This window comes from Nocardia sp. NPDC059229, assembly GCF_042754165.1.
GTDB lineage: Bacteria > Actinomycetota > Actinomycetes > Mycobacteriales > Mycobacteriaceae > Nocardia.
Genome location: NZ_JBHZAK010000003.1, coordinates 95325 through 114576, shown reverse-complemented (window position 1 = coordinate 114576; position 19252 = coordinate 95325). Strand labels below are relative to the sequence as shown.

At 69.1% G+C, this 19252-nt stretch carries 15 protein-coding genes; 5 read left to right on the top strand and 10 right to left on the bottom strand.

Going from position 1 to position 19252, the window contains the following annotated elements; translation table 11 throughout:
• Window positions 1–50: 50 nt before the first annotated feature.
• Window positions 51–707: a GNAT family N-acetyltransferase gene (locus tag ACFXHE_RS09540; protein WP_379381550.1), complete on the top strand. Its 657-nt coding sequence runs from the start codon at window positions 51–53 to the stop codon at window positions 705–707.
• Here ACFXHE_RS09540 and ACFXHE_RS09535 read toward each other — a convergent pair.
• Entirely contained in the window at window positions 662–1978 is a 1317-nt protein-coding gene (locus ACFXHE_RS09535; RefSeq protein WP_379381548.1) for a SidA/IucD/PvdA family monooxygenase, read from the bottom strand. The two genes, ACFXHE_RS09540 and ACFXHE_RS09535, sit on opposite strands and share 46 nt — an antisense overlap.
• Window positions 1979–2114: 136 nt before the next feature.
• Between ACFXHE_RS09535 and ACFXHE_RS09530 the strand changes: the two genes are divergently transcribed.
• Complete coding sequence (locus tag ACFXHE_RS09530) at window positions 2115–2579, top strand: hypothetical protein (RefSeq protein WP_379381546.1); 465 nt, start codon at window positions 2115–2117, stop codon at window positions 2577–2579.
• A gap of 81 nt (window positions 2580–2660) precedes the next feature.
• Here the strand turns inward: ACFXHE_RS09530 and ACFXHE_RS09525 are convergent, their stop codons facing one another.
• The 3 genes from ACFXHE_RS09525 to ACFXHE_RS09515 form a co-directional block, all read right to left on the bottom strand.
• Complete coding sequence (locus ACFXHE_RS09525) at window positions 2661–4397, bottom strand: ABC transporter ATP-binding protein (protein ID WP_379381544.1); 1737 nt, start codon at window positions 4395–4397, stop codon at window positions 2661–2663.
• A complete protein-coding gene (locus ACFXHE_RS09520; protein ID WP_379381542.1) occupies window positions 4394–6388 on the bottom strand; it encodes an ABC transporter ATP-binding protein in 1995 nt (664 codons plus the stop codon). Before ACFXHE_RS09520 ends, ACFXHE_RS09525 begins: the two co-directional genes overlap by 4 nt.
• Before the next feature lie 94 nt (window positions 6389–6482).
• Window positions 6483–7325: a DUF4190 domain-containing protein gene (locus ACFXHE_RS09515; RefSeq protein WP_379381540.1), complete on the bottom strand. Its 843-nt coding sequence runs from the start codon at window positions 7323–7325 to the stop codon at window positions 6483–6485.
• Window positions 7326–7419: 94 nt separating this feature from the next.
• Between ACFXHE_RS09515 and ACFXHE_RS09510 the strand changes: the two genes are divergently transcribed.
• Together ACFXHE_RS09510 and ACFXHE_RS09505 are read left to right on the top strand one after the other, a co-directional pair.
• Window positions 7420–8388 carry an RluA family pseudouridine synthase gene (locus ACFXHE_RS09510; RefSeq protein ID WP_379381539.1) on the top strand — a complete coding sequence of 323 codons (969 nt, stop codon included), beginning with the start codon at window positions 7420–7422 and terminating at the stop codon, window positions 8386–8388.
• Window positions 8389–8434: 46 nt separating this feature from the next.
• Window positions 8435–9199, top strand: a complete 765-nt coding sequence (locus ACFXHE_RS09505; protein WP_379381537.1) for a CPBP family intramembrane glutamic endopeptidase — start codon at window positions 8435–8437, stop codon at window positions 9197–9199.
• A 130-nt stretch (window positions 9200–9329) separates the two neighbouring features.
• Here the strand turns inward: ACFXHE_RS09505 and ACFXHE_RS09500 are convergent, their stop codons facing one another.
• From ACFXHE_RS09500 to ACFXHE_RS09485, 4 genes are all read right to left on the bottom strand, one after another.
• Window positions 9330–9740 (bottom strand): hypothetical protein, encoded by a 411-nt coding sequence (locus ACFXHE_RS09500; protein WP_379381535.1) that lies wholly within the window; start codon window positions 9738–9740, stop codon window positions 9330–9332.
• Between the two features lie 211 nt (window positions 9741–9951).
• A complete protein-coding gene (locus tag ACFXHE_RS09495) occupies window positions 9952–12117 on the bottom strand; it encodes an MMPL family transporter (protein WP_379381533.1) in 2166 nt (721 codons plus the stop codon).
• A 35-nt stretch (window positions 12118–12152) separates the two neighbouring features.
• The gene (locus tag ACFXHE_RS09490; protein WP_379381531.1) at window positions 12153–12716 is read right to left on the bottom strand and encodes an EXLDI protein; all 564 of its coding nucleotides are present in this window, start codon (window positions 12714–12716) and stop codon (window positions 12153–12155) included.
• A 268-nt stretch (window positions 12717–12984) separates the two neighbouring features.
• Window positions 12985–13971 (bottom strand): LysR family transcriptional regulator, encoded by a 987-nt coding sequence (locus ACFXHE_RS09485; RefSeq protein WP_379381530.1) that lies wholly within the window; start codon window positions 13969–13971, stop codon window positions 12985–12987.
• A gap of 87 nt (window positions 13972–14058) precedes the next feature.
• Here ACFXHE_RS09485 and ACFXHE_RS09480 point away from each other — a divergent pair, with 87 nt between their 5' ends.
• Entirely contained in the window at window positions 14059–14451 is a 393-nt protein-coding gene (locus ACFXHE_RS09480) for a DUF5997 family protein (protein WP_379382089.1), read from the top strand.
• 59 nt (window positions 14452–14510) lie between these two features.
• Here ACFXHE_RS09480 and ACFXHE_RS09475 read toward each other — a convergent pair whose 3' ends face one another.
• The gene (locus ACFXHE_RS09475) at window positions 14511–17885 is read right to left on the bottom strand and encodes an FAD/NAD(P)-binding protein (RefSeq protein WP_379381528.1); all 3375 of its coding nucleotides are present in this window, start codon (window positions 17883–17885) and stop codon (window positions 14511–14513) included.
• 79 nt (window positions 17886–17964) lie between these two features.
• Window positions 17965–19164 carry an MFS transporter gene (locus tag ACFXHE_RS09470; RefSeq protein ID WP_379381526.1) on the bottom strand — a complete coding sequence of 400 codons (1200 nt, stop codon included), beginning with the start codon at window positions 19162–19164 and terminating at the stop codon, window positions 17965–17967.
• Window positions 19165–19252: the final 88 nt, after the last annotated feature.

Genomic DNA, 19252 nt, shown 5'->3' with positions numbered 1-19252 from the left:
CCTTACCAAACAGGGTGATCAAGCTAACCGACGAACGGAGCGCCACAGCGATGAACCGGACGACCTACGTCCTCGCGCGCGAACTCACGGACCTTCCCGACCACATCCGCCGCGCGCCCGCACCGGTGCTGCCCGAGTTCGCCGCACCGTTCACGCTGCGGCCGGTGGACGTCGACTCCCGCGATCCGGAGACCATCACCGAGTGGATGCACCGGCCACACCTGCTCGAGACCTGGGAACAGGCCTGGGACGCCGATCGCCGACGCGCCGACTGCGCGGCCCAGCTCGCCGGAACCTTCTCCCGCCCGTGCATTCTCGAATACGACTTCGCCGCCCTGGACCGCCCCGACCTGGGCAACCGCGAGGTGGCCTATGTGGAGTTGTACCGCCCCGCCAAGGACGAGATCGCGCGCCTCTACGACGCCGACGCCCGCGACATGGGCTTCCACATCGCCACCGCGGACACGACGCTGCTGGGCCGCGGCGTTATCTCGGGCTGGATGCGCCTGCTGGGGCAGGCGATCCTGGCGGCCGAACCCGAATGCCGCCGGCTGCTGTGCGAACCCGATCATCGCAACACCCCCATGCGGAAGGCGCTGGAGAAGATCGGGTGGCAGCACCTGGGCGACTTCGACATCCGGCCGGATCGGCGCATCTCGCTCTACGCGCTGCCGCGCAGCGCCGCCGACCTGCCCGAGATCCGGTAGCGCGGCACGGGATTCACCGCCGGTTGCAGGATCCGGTCCGAAAGCTCGCCCAGGCAGCTGAGATTCGGGAAGCCCGGACCCTGCGCCATGGCGGCCAGGTTCGGCAGGTACAGCTTGGCGTCCAGCCCGGACACCGCCAGGTCGAAGCCGATGGCCGCCTCGATGCGCGCGGTCTCCAACGGGCCGCCCACCGCCAGTTCGAGCAGATCGGTTGCGGCCGAATCGAACAGATCCAGGAACCACAGCGGCTGACCGCCGGTGGCGTCCACCACCAGATCGAAGGTGTGCACCTGATCGGCGCGCAGGTCGTTGCGCAGGGTGAGGGCGACCCGGTCGTCCTGGTCGGCGAGGTTCACCACCCGGCCCTGCAGATGGTGAACCCGGTTGTCCCCCAGCAGACTTTCCTGCACCCGCACCGAGAACACCCCGCGATCGGTGCGCCGGATGACATCGCGGCGCTCGGCCATGCCCAGGCCCGCCCACTTCGTCGGATCGCTGTAGAGCGAGTTCTCGAAATAGCTTTCACCGCGCGTGTACAGCGTCGCCTTGGGCGAGATCACCGAGACGGTGAGCATCTCGTGGCGAACCAATTCGTCCAGCGCCGAACCCGCGGTCTCGCCGCCGCCGATCACCGCCACCCGCGAGGACGGGGGCAGTTCGCGGCGGCCCGCCAGCTCCCAGAATTCGGAGATGCTGAGCACCTTCGGATGCTCGGCCAGGGCCCGGTCGCTGCGGCCGGGTCCGGTGATCATGACCGCGTCGCAATCGATCTCGTCCACGCGGCCGGCGGTGTCGTCAGTGCGGCCGGCAGTGTCGGCGACCGACACCAGCCAGCCGTCGGCCGCGGCGGCGAGGCCGGTCACCGTGCCCTGGACCAGATCCAGGTCGATGCGCCGGGCCACCCACTGCAGGTATTTGGCCCACACGTGATGCTGCGGGCTGGGCCGGCCGCGGTCGATCCACTCGGCGTAGGTGCCGTGCTCGACCAGGAAGGCGGTCCAGCTGAAAGCCCGCATGGCCGCGTCGATCTCGCGGTTGTGGCCGCGCGCCCAGGTCGAGTGGTACGGGAAGCCGACATCCTTCTCGGGGCTGGTGCCCAGGCGGTGCCGGCCGTCGGTCCAGCCGCCGGTGGGTAGCCAGTTGCCGCCGACCGTCTGTGCCTCTACCACGGTCACCCGCGGTGCGGGCAGGCCGAGTTCTCGCAGCACATGCGACTTGGCCGCTACCGCCAGGGCTTTCGGCCCCGCGCCGACCACCAGAAGTGTCTCCACCGCTTCTCCGTCCCAGTTGCTCACTGTTGTCTGCCTCGCACAACCCACCAACCACTTTAGGTTTGCATAGCCTTACCTTATATTGCTTGGCAGCGCTTGCGAAGCGCTCGTGACGAAAACGATTGGACTGGAAACCATGCCCCGTACCTCGCGCCTCCTCGGTGCCGCCCTCGCCACCGCCGCCCTGCTCGCCGGAACCGGCGTCAGCGCGGTGACCGCCACGGCCGCACCGGCTTTCGCTCCCATGCACACCGCCGCCCCGAGCACCGGCGACCTGAAGGCCAAGCTGCAGACGGCCCTCAACACCGGCGCCCCGGCCGCCACCCGGGCCGCCGAGCTCGAGGCCGGCGAGGCCGGACTGCCGCTGCTGGACCAGATCGGCACCGCCATGAACGCCGCCCCGCCGAGCTTCCGCTGGACCATCCAGGGCCCGGTCAGCGAGAACGGCGACACCCTCTCGGCCACCCTGCAGACGGCCGTGGACGGCTTCGATCCGTTCACCTTCCCGCTGACCTGGAAGCTCGTCGACGGCGACTGGAAGCTGTCCCGCGAGGGCGAGTGCACCGTCGCGAGCGTCGCCATGCTGCCCTGCAGCCTCTGACCCGTCGACAACGACTCTGACAATTCGAGAGTGACCCATCCCGAACGGCCCCGGACTCGCGCGGAATCCAGGGCCGTCCGGCTACGCGGGCACCGGTGCCAGACGCCACCCGGAGGCACGGGTGCGCTCGGTCCAGAAGGCGGCGTAGCGGCCGCGGAGCGCGAGCAGCTCGGCGTGCGTACCGCGCTCGACGATGCGACCACCGTCCATGAACAGGATCTGGTCGGCGTGCGCGATGGTCGCGAGACGATGCGCCACCACGAGAACGGTTCTGCCACGGGTGAGTTCGTGCACACCGCGTACCACCGCCGCCTCGTTGTACGGGTCGAGGGCGCTCGTGGCCTCGTCCAGCAGCACGATCGGAGCAGCCTTGACCAGGGCGCGGGCAATCGAAACACGCTGGCGCTCACCACCGGACAGCGCGGAGCCGCCCTCGCCGACCGCGGTCTGCCAGCCGTCGGGCAGGCGGTCGGCGATCTCGTCCACCCGCGCGACCCGGGCGGCCGCGAGGACCTCGGCCTCGGTCGCGTCCGGACGGCCCGCCCGGATGTTCTCCAGCACAGAGCGATCGAAGAGGTAGACGTTCTGGAAGACCAGCGCCAGCCGGTTCAGCAGGGCCACCGCCGGCTGCTCACGGACATCGTGACCGCCGACCAGGACACGACCGGAATCGGTGTCGTGGAAGCGGGCGGCCAGGCGCAGCAGCGTGGATTTACCCGCGCCGCTGGGGCCCACGATGGCGGTCGTGGTGCCGGGCGCCGCGATGAACGAGATGTCCTGCAGCACCGTCTTGTCCGGGCCGTAGCCGAAGCTGACCCGGTCGAACTCCACCTGCGGGGCACCCGGCGGCACCGGTGAATCCGGCTGCGGCAGTGCCGGTTCCGCCAGCAGCGCGCTCACCCGGTCGGACGCCGCGGCGGCGGAGCGCAGGGCGCCACCCAGCTGCGCGGCCTGGGTCAGCGGCTCGATGAAACGGGAGCTCACCGCGATCAGGGCGATCGCCGCGGCGGCGGAGAGCGCGCCGTCTGTGGCCCGGCCCACCACCAGGTAGACCAGCACCAGGAAGACGGCCTGGACCACCAGCGAGAAGACGATCAGGCCGGGCACCGCGGCGATCAGCAGGCCATTGGCGGCCCGGCGCTGGCGGGCCAATGCCGCGTCCAGCGCGCGATTACCCGCGCCGACCGCGCCCAGCGAACGCAGCACCGGTTGCGCCTGCGCGAATTCCAGCACCCGGGCGTTCGCCTCGGCGGCGGCCTCGTGCATGCGCTCATCGGCGGCGACATAGGAGCGGTTGGCCCACAGATTCACCAGGAACAGCACCGGGGCCGTCACCAGCATGGCCAGCGAAATTCGCCAGTCGACGACCAGCATGCCCACCGCCACACCGAGCGGAACCAGCACGCCGGTCAGCATTTTCGCCAGCAGATAGGCGATCAGGCCCTGCACCTCGCGGACGTTCTCGACCACCACCCGCGACAGCTCCCCCGCGTGCCGGTCGTCGAACCAGCCCAGCGGCAGGGCATTCAGGTGATCACCGAGCCGGGTCTGCAAACCGTGCTGCATGCCCACGCCGACGCGCAGGCCCAGCACCGACTGCAGGTAACCGAACACCACGACTCCGGCCACGGCCAGCGCCAGCCACAGCGTCCACCACCAGGCCCGGCCCAGATCCTTGTCGAACGAGGCCTGCAAGACCGGCACCAGCAGCACATAGGCGGCGGCCTGCGACAACGCCTGGACCACGATGGCCAGCAGCAGTCGCGGTGTCAGCCGCGCGAACTCACCCGGCACCAGGCCGAGCACCTTGCGGATCATCGATTGCCCTCCTCAGCAGCGGCAAACAGGCCGGCCTTCGTCCCGGCCCGGCCGTCCCCGAGATCGCCTGCCACCGGGTCGGTTCCGTCCGACCATGCGCCCGACGGCCGATCGGTACTCCCGGAGGCGTGGTCGGCGCCGGCGACGGCCTCCAGGGCCGCCTCATTGATTTCCCAGAGCCGCTGGTAGAGGCCGCCCGCGGTGTGCAGACTGGCGTGGTCACCCTGTTCGACCAGGGTTCCGTTCTCCAGCACCAGGATTCGGTCCACGCCGGTGATGGTGTGCAGCCGGTGCGCGATGACCAGCACGGTGCGACCGGCCACCAGTTCGGCCAGCGCGTCCTGCACCGCCGCCTCGGATTCGGGGTCGGCGAAGGCGGTGGCCTCGTCCAGCACCAGGATCGGGGTGTCGGCCAGCAGGGTGCGGGCGATCGAAAGCCGTTGCGCCTCACCACCGGACAGCACAGCGTCCACCCCGATCTCGGAGTCGTAGCCGCGCGGCAGCGCCAGTATGCGGTCGTGGATGCGGGCCGCGCGGGCCGCTCGCTCCAGGGCCGCGGCATCGGCGTCGGGGCGGGCCAGGCGCAGATTGTCGGCGATGGTGCCGCGGATCAGGCGGACGTCCTGGAAGACGAATCCGACCGTGCGATAGAGCTCTTCGCTGGGGAAATCGCGAATATCGCGGCCGCCGAGGGTGATCCGGCCCGCATCCACATCGTAGAAGCGCGGCAGCAGCTTGGCCAGCGTCGACTTGCCGGAACCGCTGGGGCCCACCAGGGCGGTCATGGTGCCGGGCGCCAGCTCGAGGTCGAGGTCGCGCAGCACCCGATGGTCGGCGCGGTAGCCGAAACTCACGCCCTCGAAACGGATCAGCCCGGCGGCAGCCTGCTGCGGTGCGGAATCGCCCGTGCCGGACGCCAATTCGGCGGTCTGCAGCAGATCGTGCAGCCGCAGCGCCGCGTCACCGGCCGTGCGCAGCGCCTGGGTGCCGTAGCCCAGACCCAGCAGCGAACTGCCCAGCCCGAGCCCGACCAGCAGGAACGGCAGCACATCCAGCGGCTCGATCCACTCGAGGCCCACGCCGGCGAGCCCGGCCACCACGACCAGCAGCATGACGAACACCGGCGAGACCACCGTGTCCGAGATCGACTGCACCGTCATCACCGGCAGTTTCAGCCGCCGCAGCCGCTCGGTCTGCTCCTCGACGGCGGCCCGGAACTCGCTGTGCGCCCTGCCCGCTCGCCCGAAGGCCCGCACCACCTGGATGCCGTCCACGAATTCGACGGTCGCGGCGCGGGTGCGCTGCTCGGCGGCGTTGTAGGCCAGCAGGCGTTCGCGGCCGGGCTCGTCCAGCATCGCGCGCATGCACAGCGCGTAGACGACCAGCGGCAGCAGCAGGATCAGCGTCAGCCGCCAGTCCACGGTCGCCAGGTAGACCAGGGTGACCAGCGGGACGGTCACCGAACCGATGAAGTCCAGCCGCGCATGCGCCACCAGATAGTGCAGCGCCTCGACATCGTCCTGGAGGTACTTCTTCACCTCGGCGGAGGTGCGGGCGCCGAACCAGCCCAGCGGCACCCGGGTCAGCTTGTCGGCCAGCAGCCGGCGCAGGGTCAGCTGGTAGCGGGCGTCCACGGCGTGCGACCAGGTCAGCGCCACCGCCTGCAGCACCGCCCGGGCCACCAGCACCAGCACCGCGATCAACAGCAGCCGCCACGCCCGGTCGGCGTCGGGCGCATCCCGCAGCAGCTCACGGCAGGCCGAGACGATCAGCAGGAACGGCAGCACCGAGCACACCGCGGCCACCGCCACGATCAGGCCGGCCACCGTGAGCGGCCCGCGCACCGGGGCGAGAATCTCCTTGCGCGCGGCGGCCTCTCGCCGTCGGCGCGCCTTCACCTCCGCTTTCGCGTCGGGCCCGCCCGTGTCGGCTGCCGCCGGGCCCGGATCGATGGCGTGCGCCTCGACCGCGGGCGGTGACTCGACCGTCATCAGTCCGCCTCCCACCTTCCTCCGTCCGGCGCTTCCACGAACACCGGCGAGAAGATAGGTTAGGCTAACTTTTGCTGAACAACCATACCGTCGGTCAGCGCGGCACCTTCCCGGTCAGCTTCTTGCCGCCCGCGTCGTGGACCATGCACGTCGCGCGGCCATTGAGCTTGTTCCACTGGGTCTCGTTGGCCGGATAGAGAATGAAGGTCTCCAGCTGGTCGTACATCGAGCTCTTGCTCAGCTGCTTGTCGATCTCGTCCAGGCAGGCGTCATTGGCCTGCTGGAACGAGGCATCCAGCGAACCCGGCCAGGAACCGGTCAGATGCACCTGGGCGATCACCTCGGCATCGTGCGCGGAATCGCAGGGCAGCACCGTCACCTTGCGAATGTGGTTGTTCTCCTCGACGGTCTGCAGGCAGTCGCCGACCTTCACCTCGTCGACCGAGATGGAGGTGGGCGAATCCGGCAGGGCCGAGGTTCGGGTCGTATTGTCCTGTGACGCCGAGGTATCCGAGCTGTTCACCGCGCCCACGGCCAACAGGATCACGACGATCAGGGCCCACACACCGGAGGCGACCAGGCCGACGATGGCCAGCCCTTTGCCGTTCTGATTGCGCTGCTTGATCTGGGTCAGCGCGATGATGCCGAACGGGACGGCGAGCGGACACGCGCCGAGCAGGCCGAGGATCAGCGCGGCGATGGCCAGGCCATTGGTGCCCTGCGGCGGCGGAGCCATCGGATAGCCCGGCGGCATCGGCTGATACCCGGGCTGAACGCCCTGGCTGTAATCCCACTGACCCGGCTGGCCGTAGGCGGGCTGGGCGTATCCCGGCTGCGGCTGGCCGTATTCCGGTTGCGGGGGTTGTGGAATCTGGCCGTAGTCCGGCTGACCGGGCTGGCCCGGATACCCTTGCGGCTGTTGGTCGTTCGGGTACACGAGACCCCCGATCACTCGTTTCGACCCGGACATTCCGGGCGTTGGCCAACCGTACCCCCTGGTCCGGACAAACTCGGGGACTAGGGTTTGGCGAGTGAGACGCAGGCAGCAACCACCGCTACCCAAGCGGCACGGGCTGGACCCGGCCCGGTTGCGGCTACCCGAGGACGGCCACTGGGCGACCATTCGCGACCACCTCGTTGAGCGATTGCCACGGGTGCGCCCCGAACGTATCGACGAACTGCTGTCCACCGGCGGCATCGTGGATCTGGACGGCCCGATCACCCTCGACACGCCCTACGCGCCCGGCGGAGCGGTGTGGTTCCACCGCGATCTGCCGGACGAGACCGAGGTTCCGTTCCCGATCGGCATCGTCTACCGCGACGACGACATCCTCGTCGCGGACAAGCCGCACTTCCTCTCGACCATCCCGCGCGGGCAGCACATTCTGCAGACCGCCCTGGTGAAACTGCGCCGCGACCTGGACCTGCCCGATCTGGTGCCCGCGCACCGGCTCGACCGGGTCACCGCCGGGCTGGTGCTGTTCATCGTGAATCCGGCCGTGCGCGGGGCGTACCAGACCATGTTCCACAAGCGGCTGGTGCACAAAGAGTACGAGGCCGTCGCGCGCTTCGATCCGGAGCTCGGACTGCCGCGCACGATCATCAGCCGGATCGTCAAGGAGCGGCAGGTGCTGCGCGCCTACGAGACCGCGGGCGAACCGAATGCGGAGACCCTCGTCGAATTGACCGAGCAGCGGGACGGATTGGGGCGCTACCGGCTCCGGCCGCGGACCGGGCGGACGCATCAGATCCGGCTGCACATGAACAGCCTCGGGGTCCCGATCCTCGGTGACGACTTCTATCCCGAACTCACCGACAAACCGGTCGACGACTACACCCGGCCACTGCAACTGCTGGCCTCGGCACTGGAATTCATCGATCCGATCACCCGGGAGCCGCGCCGCTTCGACACCGCGCGCACGCTGCAGGCCTGGGACGATCCCGAGGGCTGGGCGAGCGGACGAGCGCCGGCCGCCGGGTATTCCGCACAGCGGGATTAACCACAATCGAAGGCCGTTCCAAGAATCCGCTCGTAGACTGGCCGGGATGTCGCGAAACGATAACGGTGCGGTCGCGGTGCTCCCTGACCCGCCCCCGCTGCCAGGCCACAAGCTGCACGCCTACGTGGATGTGGCCGTCGTCGTTGCGGTCCTGATCTGCACGAATCTCATCGCACACTTCACCAATCGGTGGGCCAGCATCTTCACGGTGCCGATTGCCGCAGTGGTGCTGGTCGCCCTGGTGCGCCGCCGCGGGCTGGGCTGGGATGACCTCGGCCTGTCGCCGCGACAGTGGCGGCGCGGGTCGCTGTGGGCGCTGGCGGCAGTGGGCGTGGTGCTCGCGGCCGTCGTCATCGGCGCGGCACTGCCGATCACCCGGCCCTTCTTCCTGAACGACCGCTACGCCGCGGTCTCGGGCGCGCTCATCGCGTCCATGATCGTGATCCCGCTGCAGACCGCGATCCCGGAGGAGCTCGCCTTCCGCGGCGTGCTGCACGGCACACTGGACCGGGTGGCCGGGGCGCGCGGGGTGTTCGCGGCGGGATCAATGCTGTTCGGCCTCTGGCACATTGCCTCGTCGCTGGGATTGACCAGCGGGAACAAGGGACTGACCGGATTCCTCGGCGGCGGCCCGGCCGGACAGCTGCTCGGCATCGGGCTCGCGGTCCTCGCGACCGCCGGGGCGGGCGTGGTCTTCACCTGGCTGCGGCGCCGCAGCGGCAGCCTGCTCGCGCCCATCGCACTGCACTGGGCGGTGAACGGCGCGGGCGCGCTGGCCGCGGCCGTGGTCTGGCACGTGACCGTGCACTGACCGCGGCCGGGCACGCGAACGCAGAGGGGCCGGCTGACCTGGGAACAGAGGATTATGGTCAGCCGGCCCGGGACGGTTCGGCGGGTCGGGCCCACACCGAACCGAGTCTGTTACGAGCCCGGAAGCTCTGCTACGAGCCCAGGAAACCGAGCGGGCCCGCGCCACAGGTGGCGCTGCCGGTCAGGGTGGGCTCGAGGACGTTCACCTTCAGCTCCCAGGCCGAACCCTGCAGGGTCGACAGGGTGTGGGTGCCCGCACTGTGCGGGGTCCACTGAATGGTGGCCTGCCCGTTGCTCGGGGTGATCGGGCTGCCCGAGATGATCGCGCCATTGTCGTAGAACCAGGCCTGGATCCAGCTGTCATAGGTCGCGGTGATCTGGTACACGCAGCCCATGTAGATATTGCGGGCGTTCACCGACAGGCCGGTGGGTACGGCCGAGGCGGTGGAGGCGGTCAGGCCCACGGAACAGGCCATCGCGGCGACGGCGGTGAGGCCGACGCCGACCCGCCGGGCGATGCGCTTGCTCAGGGACACTGTCATGTCTTCAACTCCTTGGTGCCAACCCGCTTCGATGCGGTCCGGCGAACTGTATCGGTTGTCCAGTTCATTGCGTGGCACTTTTGGGAAAATACTGAAACACGTTTCTGTCAGACGCGGCCCCATGCAGGTCAGCGGCATGATCGCAGCAACGAGATCGGCCCGCCTCCCCGGAGGAGAAGCGGGCCGAACCGTTCGGAGCAAACTCGGATCGTCAGCGGCGAGCGTCACTCACCACATCGGACGGCGTCCATTCCGTGTCCCACTGCGGCTGCTGCTGTTCCGGATCACCGCCGTGGCCCGGCCACCAGGCGCGGCGGCCGATCAGCGCGGTCACCGCCGGGGTGAAGAACATCGCCATGACGAACGCGGCGATGGCGATGCCGACGGAGATGGCGAAGCCCATCTGCGACAGGGTGTCGTTGCCCGCCAGCATCATCGAGGCGAAGGTGCCCGCCAGGATGACACCGGCCGCCGCCACCGTCGGGCCGGTGTGACGCAGGGCCAGGGCGGCCGCGCGGTGCGGGTCGTTGCCCTCTCGCGCCTCCTCCCGCAACCGGGCGACCATGAGGATGTTGTAGTCCGTCCCGAGGGCGACCACGAACAGGTACATGATCAGCGGCAGCGTGAAGATCAGACCCGAATCCCCCTGGAGATGCTGGAAGACCAGCACCGCCGAACCCAGTGTCGCGGCGAAGCCGAGGAACACCGAGGCCATCAGGTACCAGGGCGCCACCACGCTGCGCAGCAGCAGGGCCAGCACGATCATGATCAGGATGGCCGCCACCGGGAACACCACCATGTAGTCCCGGTTCATGGCGTGCTGGAAGTCGACGAACACCGAGGTCATGCCGCCCACCACCGCCGAGGTACCGACCGGGGCCGCCGCATGCGCGGCATCCCGGAGCGGACCCTTCACGGTCTTCAGGGCCGCATCGGATTCCGGCTTGTCGGACAGCGTCACCTGATATTCGGCGACCGTCTTGTCGGCCGACAGCGCCGGCTGCGGACCCACCTCGCCCACACCGTGCACGCCGCGCAGTGCCGCGCCGAAGGCGTTCAGCTCGTCGGCGCTCAGCGCGCCGTGCTCGCTGCGCAGATACACCTGCGAGGGCTGGGTGCTGCCCGCGGGCATGCCTTTGAGCAATTCCTTGCCGTAGACCACGGATTCGGAGCTGCCCGAGGTCGAACCCGAGCTCAGGTCGAAGGTCGGATTGAAGCCGAAGGCGAAGACGCCCAGGGCGATCAGGACACCACCGGACGCCACGGCGAACAGGCCCGGCCGCTTGCCCAGCGCGCCGCCCACGGCCGCGAACCGCGCACCCGTCGGCTCCACCTGCCAGGCCTTCGAGGGCCAGAAAACCTTGGTGCCCAACAGGGAAACGATCGCGGGGATGAGCGTGAGCCCGGCCAGCAGCGCCACCGCGACCGCGATGGCCAGGGCGATACCCATGGACCGGAACATGCCCAGGGTGGACAGCGTCAGCGCGCCGAAGGCGATGATCACCGCCGCGGCCGCCGAGGTGATGGCCTCACCGACCCGGGTGACCGCGCTGACCACAGCCGTCTTGGCGTCCTCACCGGCGCGCAGGCGCTCCCGGAAGCGGAACATCAGGAAGAGGATGTAGTCGGTACCGACGCCGAAGAGCACCACGACCAGCAGTGACTGCACCGAGCTGTCGATCTTGAGGTCGAAAGTGTTGCTGGCGATCGCGATCAAACCGCTGGCCAGCGGGGACACCGCGATGAAGATGACCAGGATGGGCAGCAGCGCGATGATCGGGCTGCGGAAGATGAGCAGCAGCAACACCAGGATCAGCACCACGGTCGCCACACCGATGATGATCAGGCCCTTGGTACTGGAATCCTGCTGATCCAGGGTCTGGGCAGCGGTGCCGGTGATGCCGGCCTTCAGGTCGGTGCCGTTCACCTGTTCCTTCAGCGCGTCCCGGAGGGACTTCACCGCGTCGGACTGGTGGGTGTCATTGGCGCTGGTGACCTTGGTCATCTGCACCGCGACCACCTCGACCGCCCGGTTCTCCGCCGGGGGCACCGCCTGGATTCCGGTGACATCCTTGATGTTCCGCTCCGACAGCTTGGTCGCGGCGGCGGCCACCGCGGTCGAGTCGGCATCGGTCATCGGGGCTCCGTCGGAGCGTTCGAAGACGATGAGCGCAGCGGGGGTATTGCTGTTGGGAAATGCCTGCTGCTGCAACTTCGCTGCCTGGATGGATTCGTAATGCGAAGGCAGGAAGTCGGATTGGTCGGTGGTGGCGGTGAGCTTCGGCGCGGTGGCGACGACCGCGACAATGGCGATCAGCCACGCGGCGATCACCAGCCACGGGAATCGGACGACGAAGCGCCCCAAACGGGAGAACATGCGGGAGAAGTCCTTTCCGGGTTCGGCCGCGTTATTCAGATGTCGAGGACCTGCGAGGAGGGGTTCTCCACCACGTCGGCGACGATGCGATAGACCTTCGCCGGAATGCGGTCGCGCAGTTCCGTGAGCGAGTCCACGATCTCCAATGTGAAGTCGCCGTAACCATCCTCACTCAGACCGAGGAATTCGCGCCAGTTCTTAAATCCCTTGGCCCAGTTCGTGAATACCGCAAGATCCGACTGGTCGGAACTGTGCCGGGCGGTGAGGAACTCCTCCTTCCGCTCGCGCGCGGCGTTCTTGGAGGCCTGGGCGAAATCCGACCACTCGACATAGTGCCGGTGGACGACCAGCTTGCCCTTGCGGCTCAGGAAGACCTGCACGGACTCGCTGCCCTCCTTGGTCACGTGCTGGGCCTCGGCCAGCAGCCGGCCGACGAAGCGCTGAGTGCGGCCACCGCCGGGGCCGACGCGCAGCGTGATCTCGCGCATGCCCTCGGGCAGCGGGTCCGGCACCAGATCGGTGCCGGTCGCGGCCGGGGCCTCCGGCGCCGGGGCGTCCTGCGGGTCGGCGTCGTTGGACTTGTCCATATCGAGGGCCATGGGGTGCTCCAAATCATCAGTGAATGCGCATATGGGCATGCGTGTACAGCACGGCACTGTGGGTCGATACCCGCTGTGCCGCTGCACTTCTCAGGGTTCCGGACGGTCATTCCCCGTCTTCAGTCACTATAAGTAGACGTATACGTATAGCGCAACCCCGACTCGACCCTGAACTTTCTCCAGATGCTTCCCTGAGCATCCGGACACGAAGGGCCCGCCTCCCGAACGAGAGGCGGGCCCTCGTGGGTCGTCCGCGCCGAGCTGCGCGCTAACGACCGCGTCGCTTGCCCGGCTTCTTCGCACCGCCCTGCTTCGACTTCGCGGCGGTCTGCGGCTTCTTCCCCCCGGCCTGACTGCGCGTCCCACCCGCCTTGGCGGCACCCGTCCGCCTGGGCGAATTCTGTTGCCGCGCAGGCTTGTCCGGCTGCTGTCCGGACGGCGAACGGGAACTGCGCTGGGAGCGGCCGCGCACCACGCCCACGAACTCCTCTACCAGCTCGGTGGTGCGGTCGGCGGGCCAGGCCAGCGCGATCTCGGTCTGGGGCACATCGGTGACGGTCCGGTAGATCAGGTCCTTGCGGTGGTGCAGGCGGGCGATCGAGTGCGGCACGATGGCCGCTCCGCTCACCGCGGCCACCAGCTCCATGGTCATGGCGGCGTCGTCCAGGTCGGCGGCGTCCTGCATGCGCTCATCGGCCAGATCGGCCGTGGCGACCTGATCGAACAGGGCGATCGGATGATCCTTGGGGACGACCACGACCGGGACCTCGCGGTAGAGCGGAATCGCGCTCACCCCATCGAGATCGATGGGCAGCCGCACGAAGCACATGTCGACCGCGTCCGTGCGCAGGGCCTGCTCCTGCTCCTTCATCGGGATCGGCGTCAGCTCCAGCGCGACCTCGGGGAACCGCTCGCGCCAGATGCGCTCCCATTTGGTGACGGTCACGCCCGGGACGAAGCCGACGCGCAGGCGGTCCGCCGCGGCCGGTGCCTGCTCCGGCTCCGCGGCCGCGGCGGCCGCGATGAGGGCGCGGGCCTCGTCCAGCAGCACCCGCCCGTCCTCGCTCAGCTGGGTGGGCTGCGCGCCCGGCACGAACAGTCTGGTTTCGAGCTCTTCCTCCAGCTCGATGACCGTCCCGCTCAAGCGCTGCCGCGAAATACCGAGGCCACGCGCCGCCCGGGCGAAATGCAATTCCTCGGCAACTGCGACGAACCAGCGCAGGCGCGTCAGATCGATGGACTCCAACCGGCTCATGGCGTCCACGGTATTGCACCGGCCAGCAGGTTCACCCCACCCGCCCGATACCCTTGATCGGTGAGCCCGGACAAGAACCCCCAGACCATGAAGCCGCTCACCGCGGCGAACAAACTCGGCATCTACCTCCCGGCAACCCCCGCGGAGTTCCGGAACTCACCCGTTACCCGCGCCCAGCTCGAGGAACTGCGCACCGATCCCCCGCAGTGGCTGGTCGAGCTGCGGGCCAACGGCCCCTTCCCGCGCGATGTGGTGGCCCGCAAGCTGGGCATCTCCAACTCCGGTCTGGCCCGCGCCGGCGTCGCCGACGCCCTCACCGCCGACGAGATCGCGGCCCTGCTCGCCGACCCGCCCGAATGGCTGCTCCGCGAACGGGAGAATCTGGTCGCCGTCCGCAAGGAAGCCGAGCGCGTCAAGGAGAAGGAGGCCGCCCGCCGCGCCGCCTCCAACCGCCCGCCCAAGAACCGCTTCGGCAACTGAACGCGACGCCCTCGCCCCGTCATCTGCCCTGAACTCCCTTCCGCCACTGCCGAATCGGATCAGATCCGGCGCAGCACCCGGTCGACCAGGTCGGGGGCCGCACCGAGATAGTTCTCGGGGCGGAGGAGCTCCGCCAGTTCGGGTTTGGTCAGGTGCAGGGCGATATCGGGGCATTCGGCGAGGATGTCGGCCAGCGGCCGGGTAGTGGTCCGGGCCTCGAAAGAGGCCGCCTGCAGGGCCTTCTTGGCGATCGGCTTGCCGAGCAAGGGGGCCAGGCGGATCGAGAGGCGTTCGGCGACGATCTGCCCCTCGGTGAGCGAGAGGTTCTCGGTCATGCGGTCGGCATCGGCCATCAGGCCCGCGGCGAGTTCGACCGCGGTGTGGGCGGCGCCGCCGACCAGGAGCAGGCATTCGCGCAGCGGCTGCCATTCGGCGTGCCAGGCGCCGGCGGGACGCTCGTCCTCGGCCAGCAGCGCGCCGAACAGCGTCGAGGCCAGCGCGGGGACCTGCAGCGCCGCCGCGCGAATCATGGTGCTCAGCACCGGGTTTCGCTTCTGCGGCATGGCCGAGGATTCACCGCGGCCCGGGGCGGCGGGCTCGAGCAGTTCGGCGGCCTCGGTGCGGGACTGGGAGATCACGTCCACGGCCAGCTTGCCCAGGGTGCCGGAGGTCAGGGCCAGCGCCGCGGCCAGATCGGCGATCGGGGTGCGCACGGTGTGCCAGGGGGTGGCGCTCACGGTGAGGGAGAGTTCCGCGGCGAACTCGCGGGTGAGGCGCTCCATGATCTCGCTGGCGGGCGCCTGCGACAGTTCCGAATCCGCGCAGCGCGCGCATTCGATATAGGACGCCAAAGTGCCCGCCGCACCACCCAATTGGATCGGCAGCGTACCGCGCACGCGGTCCAGGCGTTCGCGGGCGTCGAGCAGGCCCTGCATCCACACCGCCACCTTCGCGCCGAAGGTCGTCGGCACCGCGTGCATGGCGAGCGTGCGGCCGGCGATCGGGGTGGTGCGGTGGCGGCGGGCCAGCTCGGCCAGGGAGCCGACGATGGTGTCCAGGTCGGCGATGAGCACGCCCAGCACCCGGGCGGCGATCACCATGGTCGCGGTATCGAGAATGTCCTGGCTGGTGGAGCCGTAGTGCACGTAGTTCGCACTCACCGGATCCACGTCCGCCACCGCGTCGTGCAGGCGCTCCACGAAGGTCACCACCGGATTCGCGGCGCCGCGCGAGGCCTGCGCGATCTCGCGGGCGTCGAACGCGTGCTCGCGCACCGCCACCGCCAGATGATCGGTGACGGTGTCGGGCACCATGCCCAGGCGGGCCTCGGCGCGCGCCAGCGCCAGCTCCACCTCCAGCATGGCCTCGATCCAGGCGTCGTCGCTCAGCAGGGACTCCACCGGCGTGCCCACCCCGACGGGGGCCAGCAGACCACATTCCAGCGCCATGTCATCGTGCCTTTCAGTGTCGTGCTGGAGTTCGGAATGCCGCTGCACCCCATGCTGATTCGGCGGGATCGCCGGGCCCTCGTACCGATGGGCGGTGAGGATCTCGCGGGCGATGGCATCGCCGTCGGCCAGCGTCACCGAATTGACCCCGGGGCGCGCGCCCGCCGCCGTCACCCAGCGCACCGCTTCGGTCGGCACTCCGAAGGCGTAGCGGCGCGGGTGGATTCGCCCGATCGTGTCCACCGGATGGAACGAACCCGGCGCAAGCGCCAGGCCGCCGGTGCGATAGCGGCTGCCGTCCGGGGAGGCGATGACGTAGCCGCGCACCTCCTCGCGGTGCAACAGGTTGCGCAGCAACGGATCCGCGGTGCGATGCAGGTCCGGTGCGGGCATCCAGGCATCGATGAGAGTCTGTGCCGACGCCACCGAATCACCCACCAGGGGTGAATCGGCGACGAAGCACTCGTGCCTGGTGTCCGCCCGGACCCGCATGCCGGGACCGGCGACTCGCACCACACCCGCGCGAATCAGTGCTGCCAGTTCCGAAATCCGTTGCGCCGGTGGCCCGATGGACAGGAAGGCGTTCATCGGTGTGTACCAGCGATCCAGGTCGTCGCGGTAGGAGGAGCCCGCGATGCCGCCGTGGTCGACCACCAGCCGGACCTCATTGCGCAGGTCGCGCAGGACATCCAGGGCCGCCTTCACCGGGCCGTGCACATTGCCCAGGCGCGCCTGCTGCACATCGGCGTCGAGGTAGGCCAGCAGCCAGGCGTGGAAATCCCCGGGATCGGCGAAGCAGCGGCCGCCGGTGGGATCGGCGAGTGCGCTCCAGTCCCAGCGGTCCTGCGGGGGCACGCCGAAGCGGTTCAGCAGTTCCCCGGCGTCCTCGGCGGTCGGGGCGATCAGGTAGCGGTCGCGGAAGGAGGCCAGGCGGTGCGGGCTCACCCGGTCCGCGATCAGGCGGGTGTAGTAGACCGATTCGACCTCGCGCGCGATATGCGGCCAGACGTCGCGGCGGAAGGAGACGTCGCCGAATTTCCGTGCGCGCTGGCGTAATCGGGCGATTCGGTCGGCGTTGAGCAGCAACGGCTCGTAGCGGCCGGCCACCCCCTTCTGATGCTCGCCGCGCGCGTGATGCGGGACGCCGCGGCGGCAGCCGGTGACGATGAGCGGCTCCCGGCCCGAGGCGACGTACTCCAGCCCGGCCTCGGACTCCTTGAACCGGCCGCCGCGGCCCGCCGTCAGCAGGGCGAGGTAGTCGAAGAAGGTGAGGCCCAGACCGCGGATGATGACCGGGTCCCCCTCGGGAATGCGGTCCAGATCCACATCGGCGGCATTGCCGGGCGGAATGTAGGTGAGGCCCAGGCGATCCGCGGTGTCGGCGAGCGAACCGGACGTGCCGGGCGGCGCTTCGGCCAGGTGGCCCTGGGTGAGCACCACCGCGTGCAATCCGCGCACGCGTTCACCGGTATCGAGTTCCAGCTCCTGAAATCCGCCGGGGCCGTCGCGCATATCCACCACGGTTGCCACGATTTCGCTTACCCGCACCCAATCGGCGTATCGGTCGCGGGTGCGCTCGAAGGCCCAGCGCAGGTAATGGCCGTAGAAGGCCCGTGGTGGATAGCTCTCCGGGGAAATCCGCAGGGCCGCACCGAAAGCATCGCTGGGCAGGCTCGCGAAATTGCCGATCTTCGCCAGAAAGTTCGACCATTCGTAGAGGCTGGGGCCGCGTTCCACCGGGCCCGCCATCTCGACGGTGTCGTCGGTGAATATGGTGACCTGCTCGGCGACCGTGTTCATGAGCAGGTGCGCGGGCTGGCCGGTGCGCCAGACCGCGCCGGTACCGACCCGCGTCGAATCGATGAGCACCAGCTCGACGCCGGCCGAGATGCCTAACTGCCGAGCGTTGGCGCAAATGCGTTCGAAAACATTCAGACCCCGCGGCCCCACTCCAACTATGGCGATCCGTAAAACATTGTCGAGCATGCAAACTCACCGATCGCGCTCGATTAGCCGTGACCGAATCCGGGCACGTCGGCGAGGTTAGCGCGGCGCGGACAAGCGCTCAAGAATGGACGGTACGGTACGCCTGGTTCGTCTGGAATGTCGAAAACTGCTGTGCGGCACGGCGCTCCAGCGCCTCCGACAGGCAGGCCAGCAGCAGCGCCGAAACCGCCAGCCCGGCGCCGACCCAGTTCGGGGCCGTGTAACCGAATCCGGCCGCGATCACCAGCCCGCCCAGCCACGCCGAGATGGCATTGCCCAGGTTGAACGCACCGATATTCATGGCCGAGGCCAGCGTCGGCGCCGCGTGCGCCTGATCGAGCACCCGTTTCTGCAACGACGGCACGGTCGCGAAGCCGAGCACACCGATCACGAAGATCGTCACGGCGGCCCCGATCCTGTCGTGCGCGGTCACCGTGAACAGACCCAGTGCCACCGCGAGCCCCGCCAGCGGCGCGACCAGCATGAGCATCGGCGCCCGGTCGGCGAACCTGCCGCCCACCAGGTTTCCGGCGAACATGCCGAGACCGAACAGCACCAGGAGCCAGGTCACCGACCCGTCGGCGAAACCGGTCACCTCGGTCATCATCGGGGCGATATAGGTGATGGCCGCGAACACGCCACCGAAGCCCAGCACCGTCATGGCCATGGCCAGCAGCACCTGAATGTTCCTGAAGGCGGCCAGTTCGTGCCGCAGGTGCACGCCCTCCGGCCTGGGCAGGTCCGGCACCAGCTTGGCCACGCCCACCAGCCCGGCCACGCCCAGCGCGGCGACCACCGTGAACGTGCTGCGCCAGCCGACGGTCTGGCCCACCAGGGTGCCCAGCGGCACGCCCACCACATTGGCGACGGTGAGGCCGGTGAACATCAGGGCGATGGCCCCGGCCTTCTTGTCCGGCGCCACCAGATCGGCGGCCACCACCGAGCCGATCCCGAAGAACGCGCCGTGCGCCAGCGAGGCGATCACCCGGCCCAGCAGCATGACCCCGAAGACCGGGGCGATGGCGGACAACAGGTTTCCGGCGATGAACAATCCCATCAGCAGCATGAGCATGCGCTTGCGGGAGATCTTGGTGCCGAGCGCGGTCATCACCGGCGCACCGAGCATGACGCCCAGCGCATAGCCGGTGACCAGCCAGCCGGCGGTCGGGATGGAGACGCCGAAGTCCCCGGCAACCTCGGGCAGCAGGCCCATGATCACGAATTCCGTGGTGCCGATCCCGAAGGCCCCGATGGCGAGGGCGAGCAGCGCGAGTGGCATGGATACACCTTCCGAGCAAAGAGTTGCAAGAGCGCTTTACGTGCGCCAACAATAGTTGCAGACGCATATTACTTGCAAGCGCTGGCTA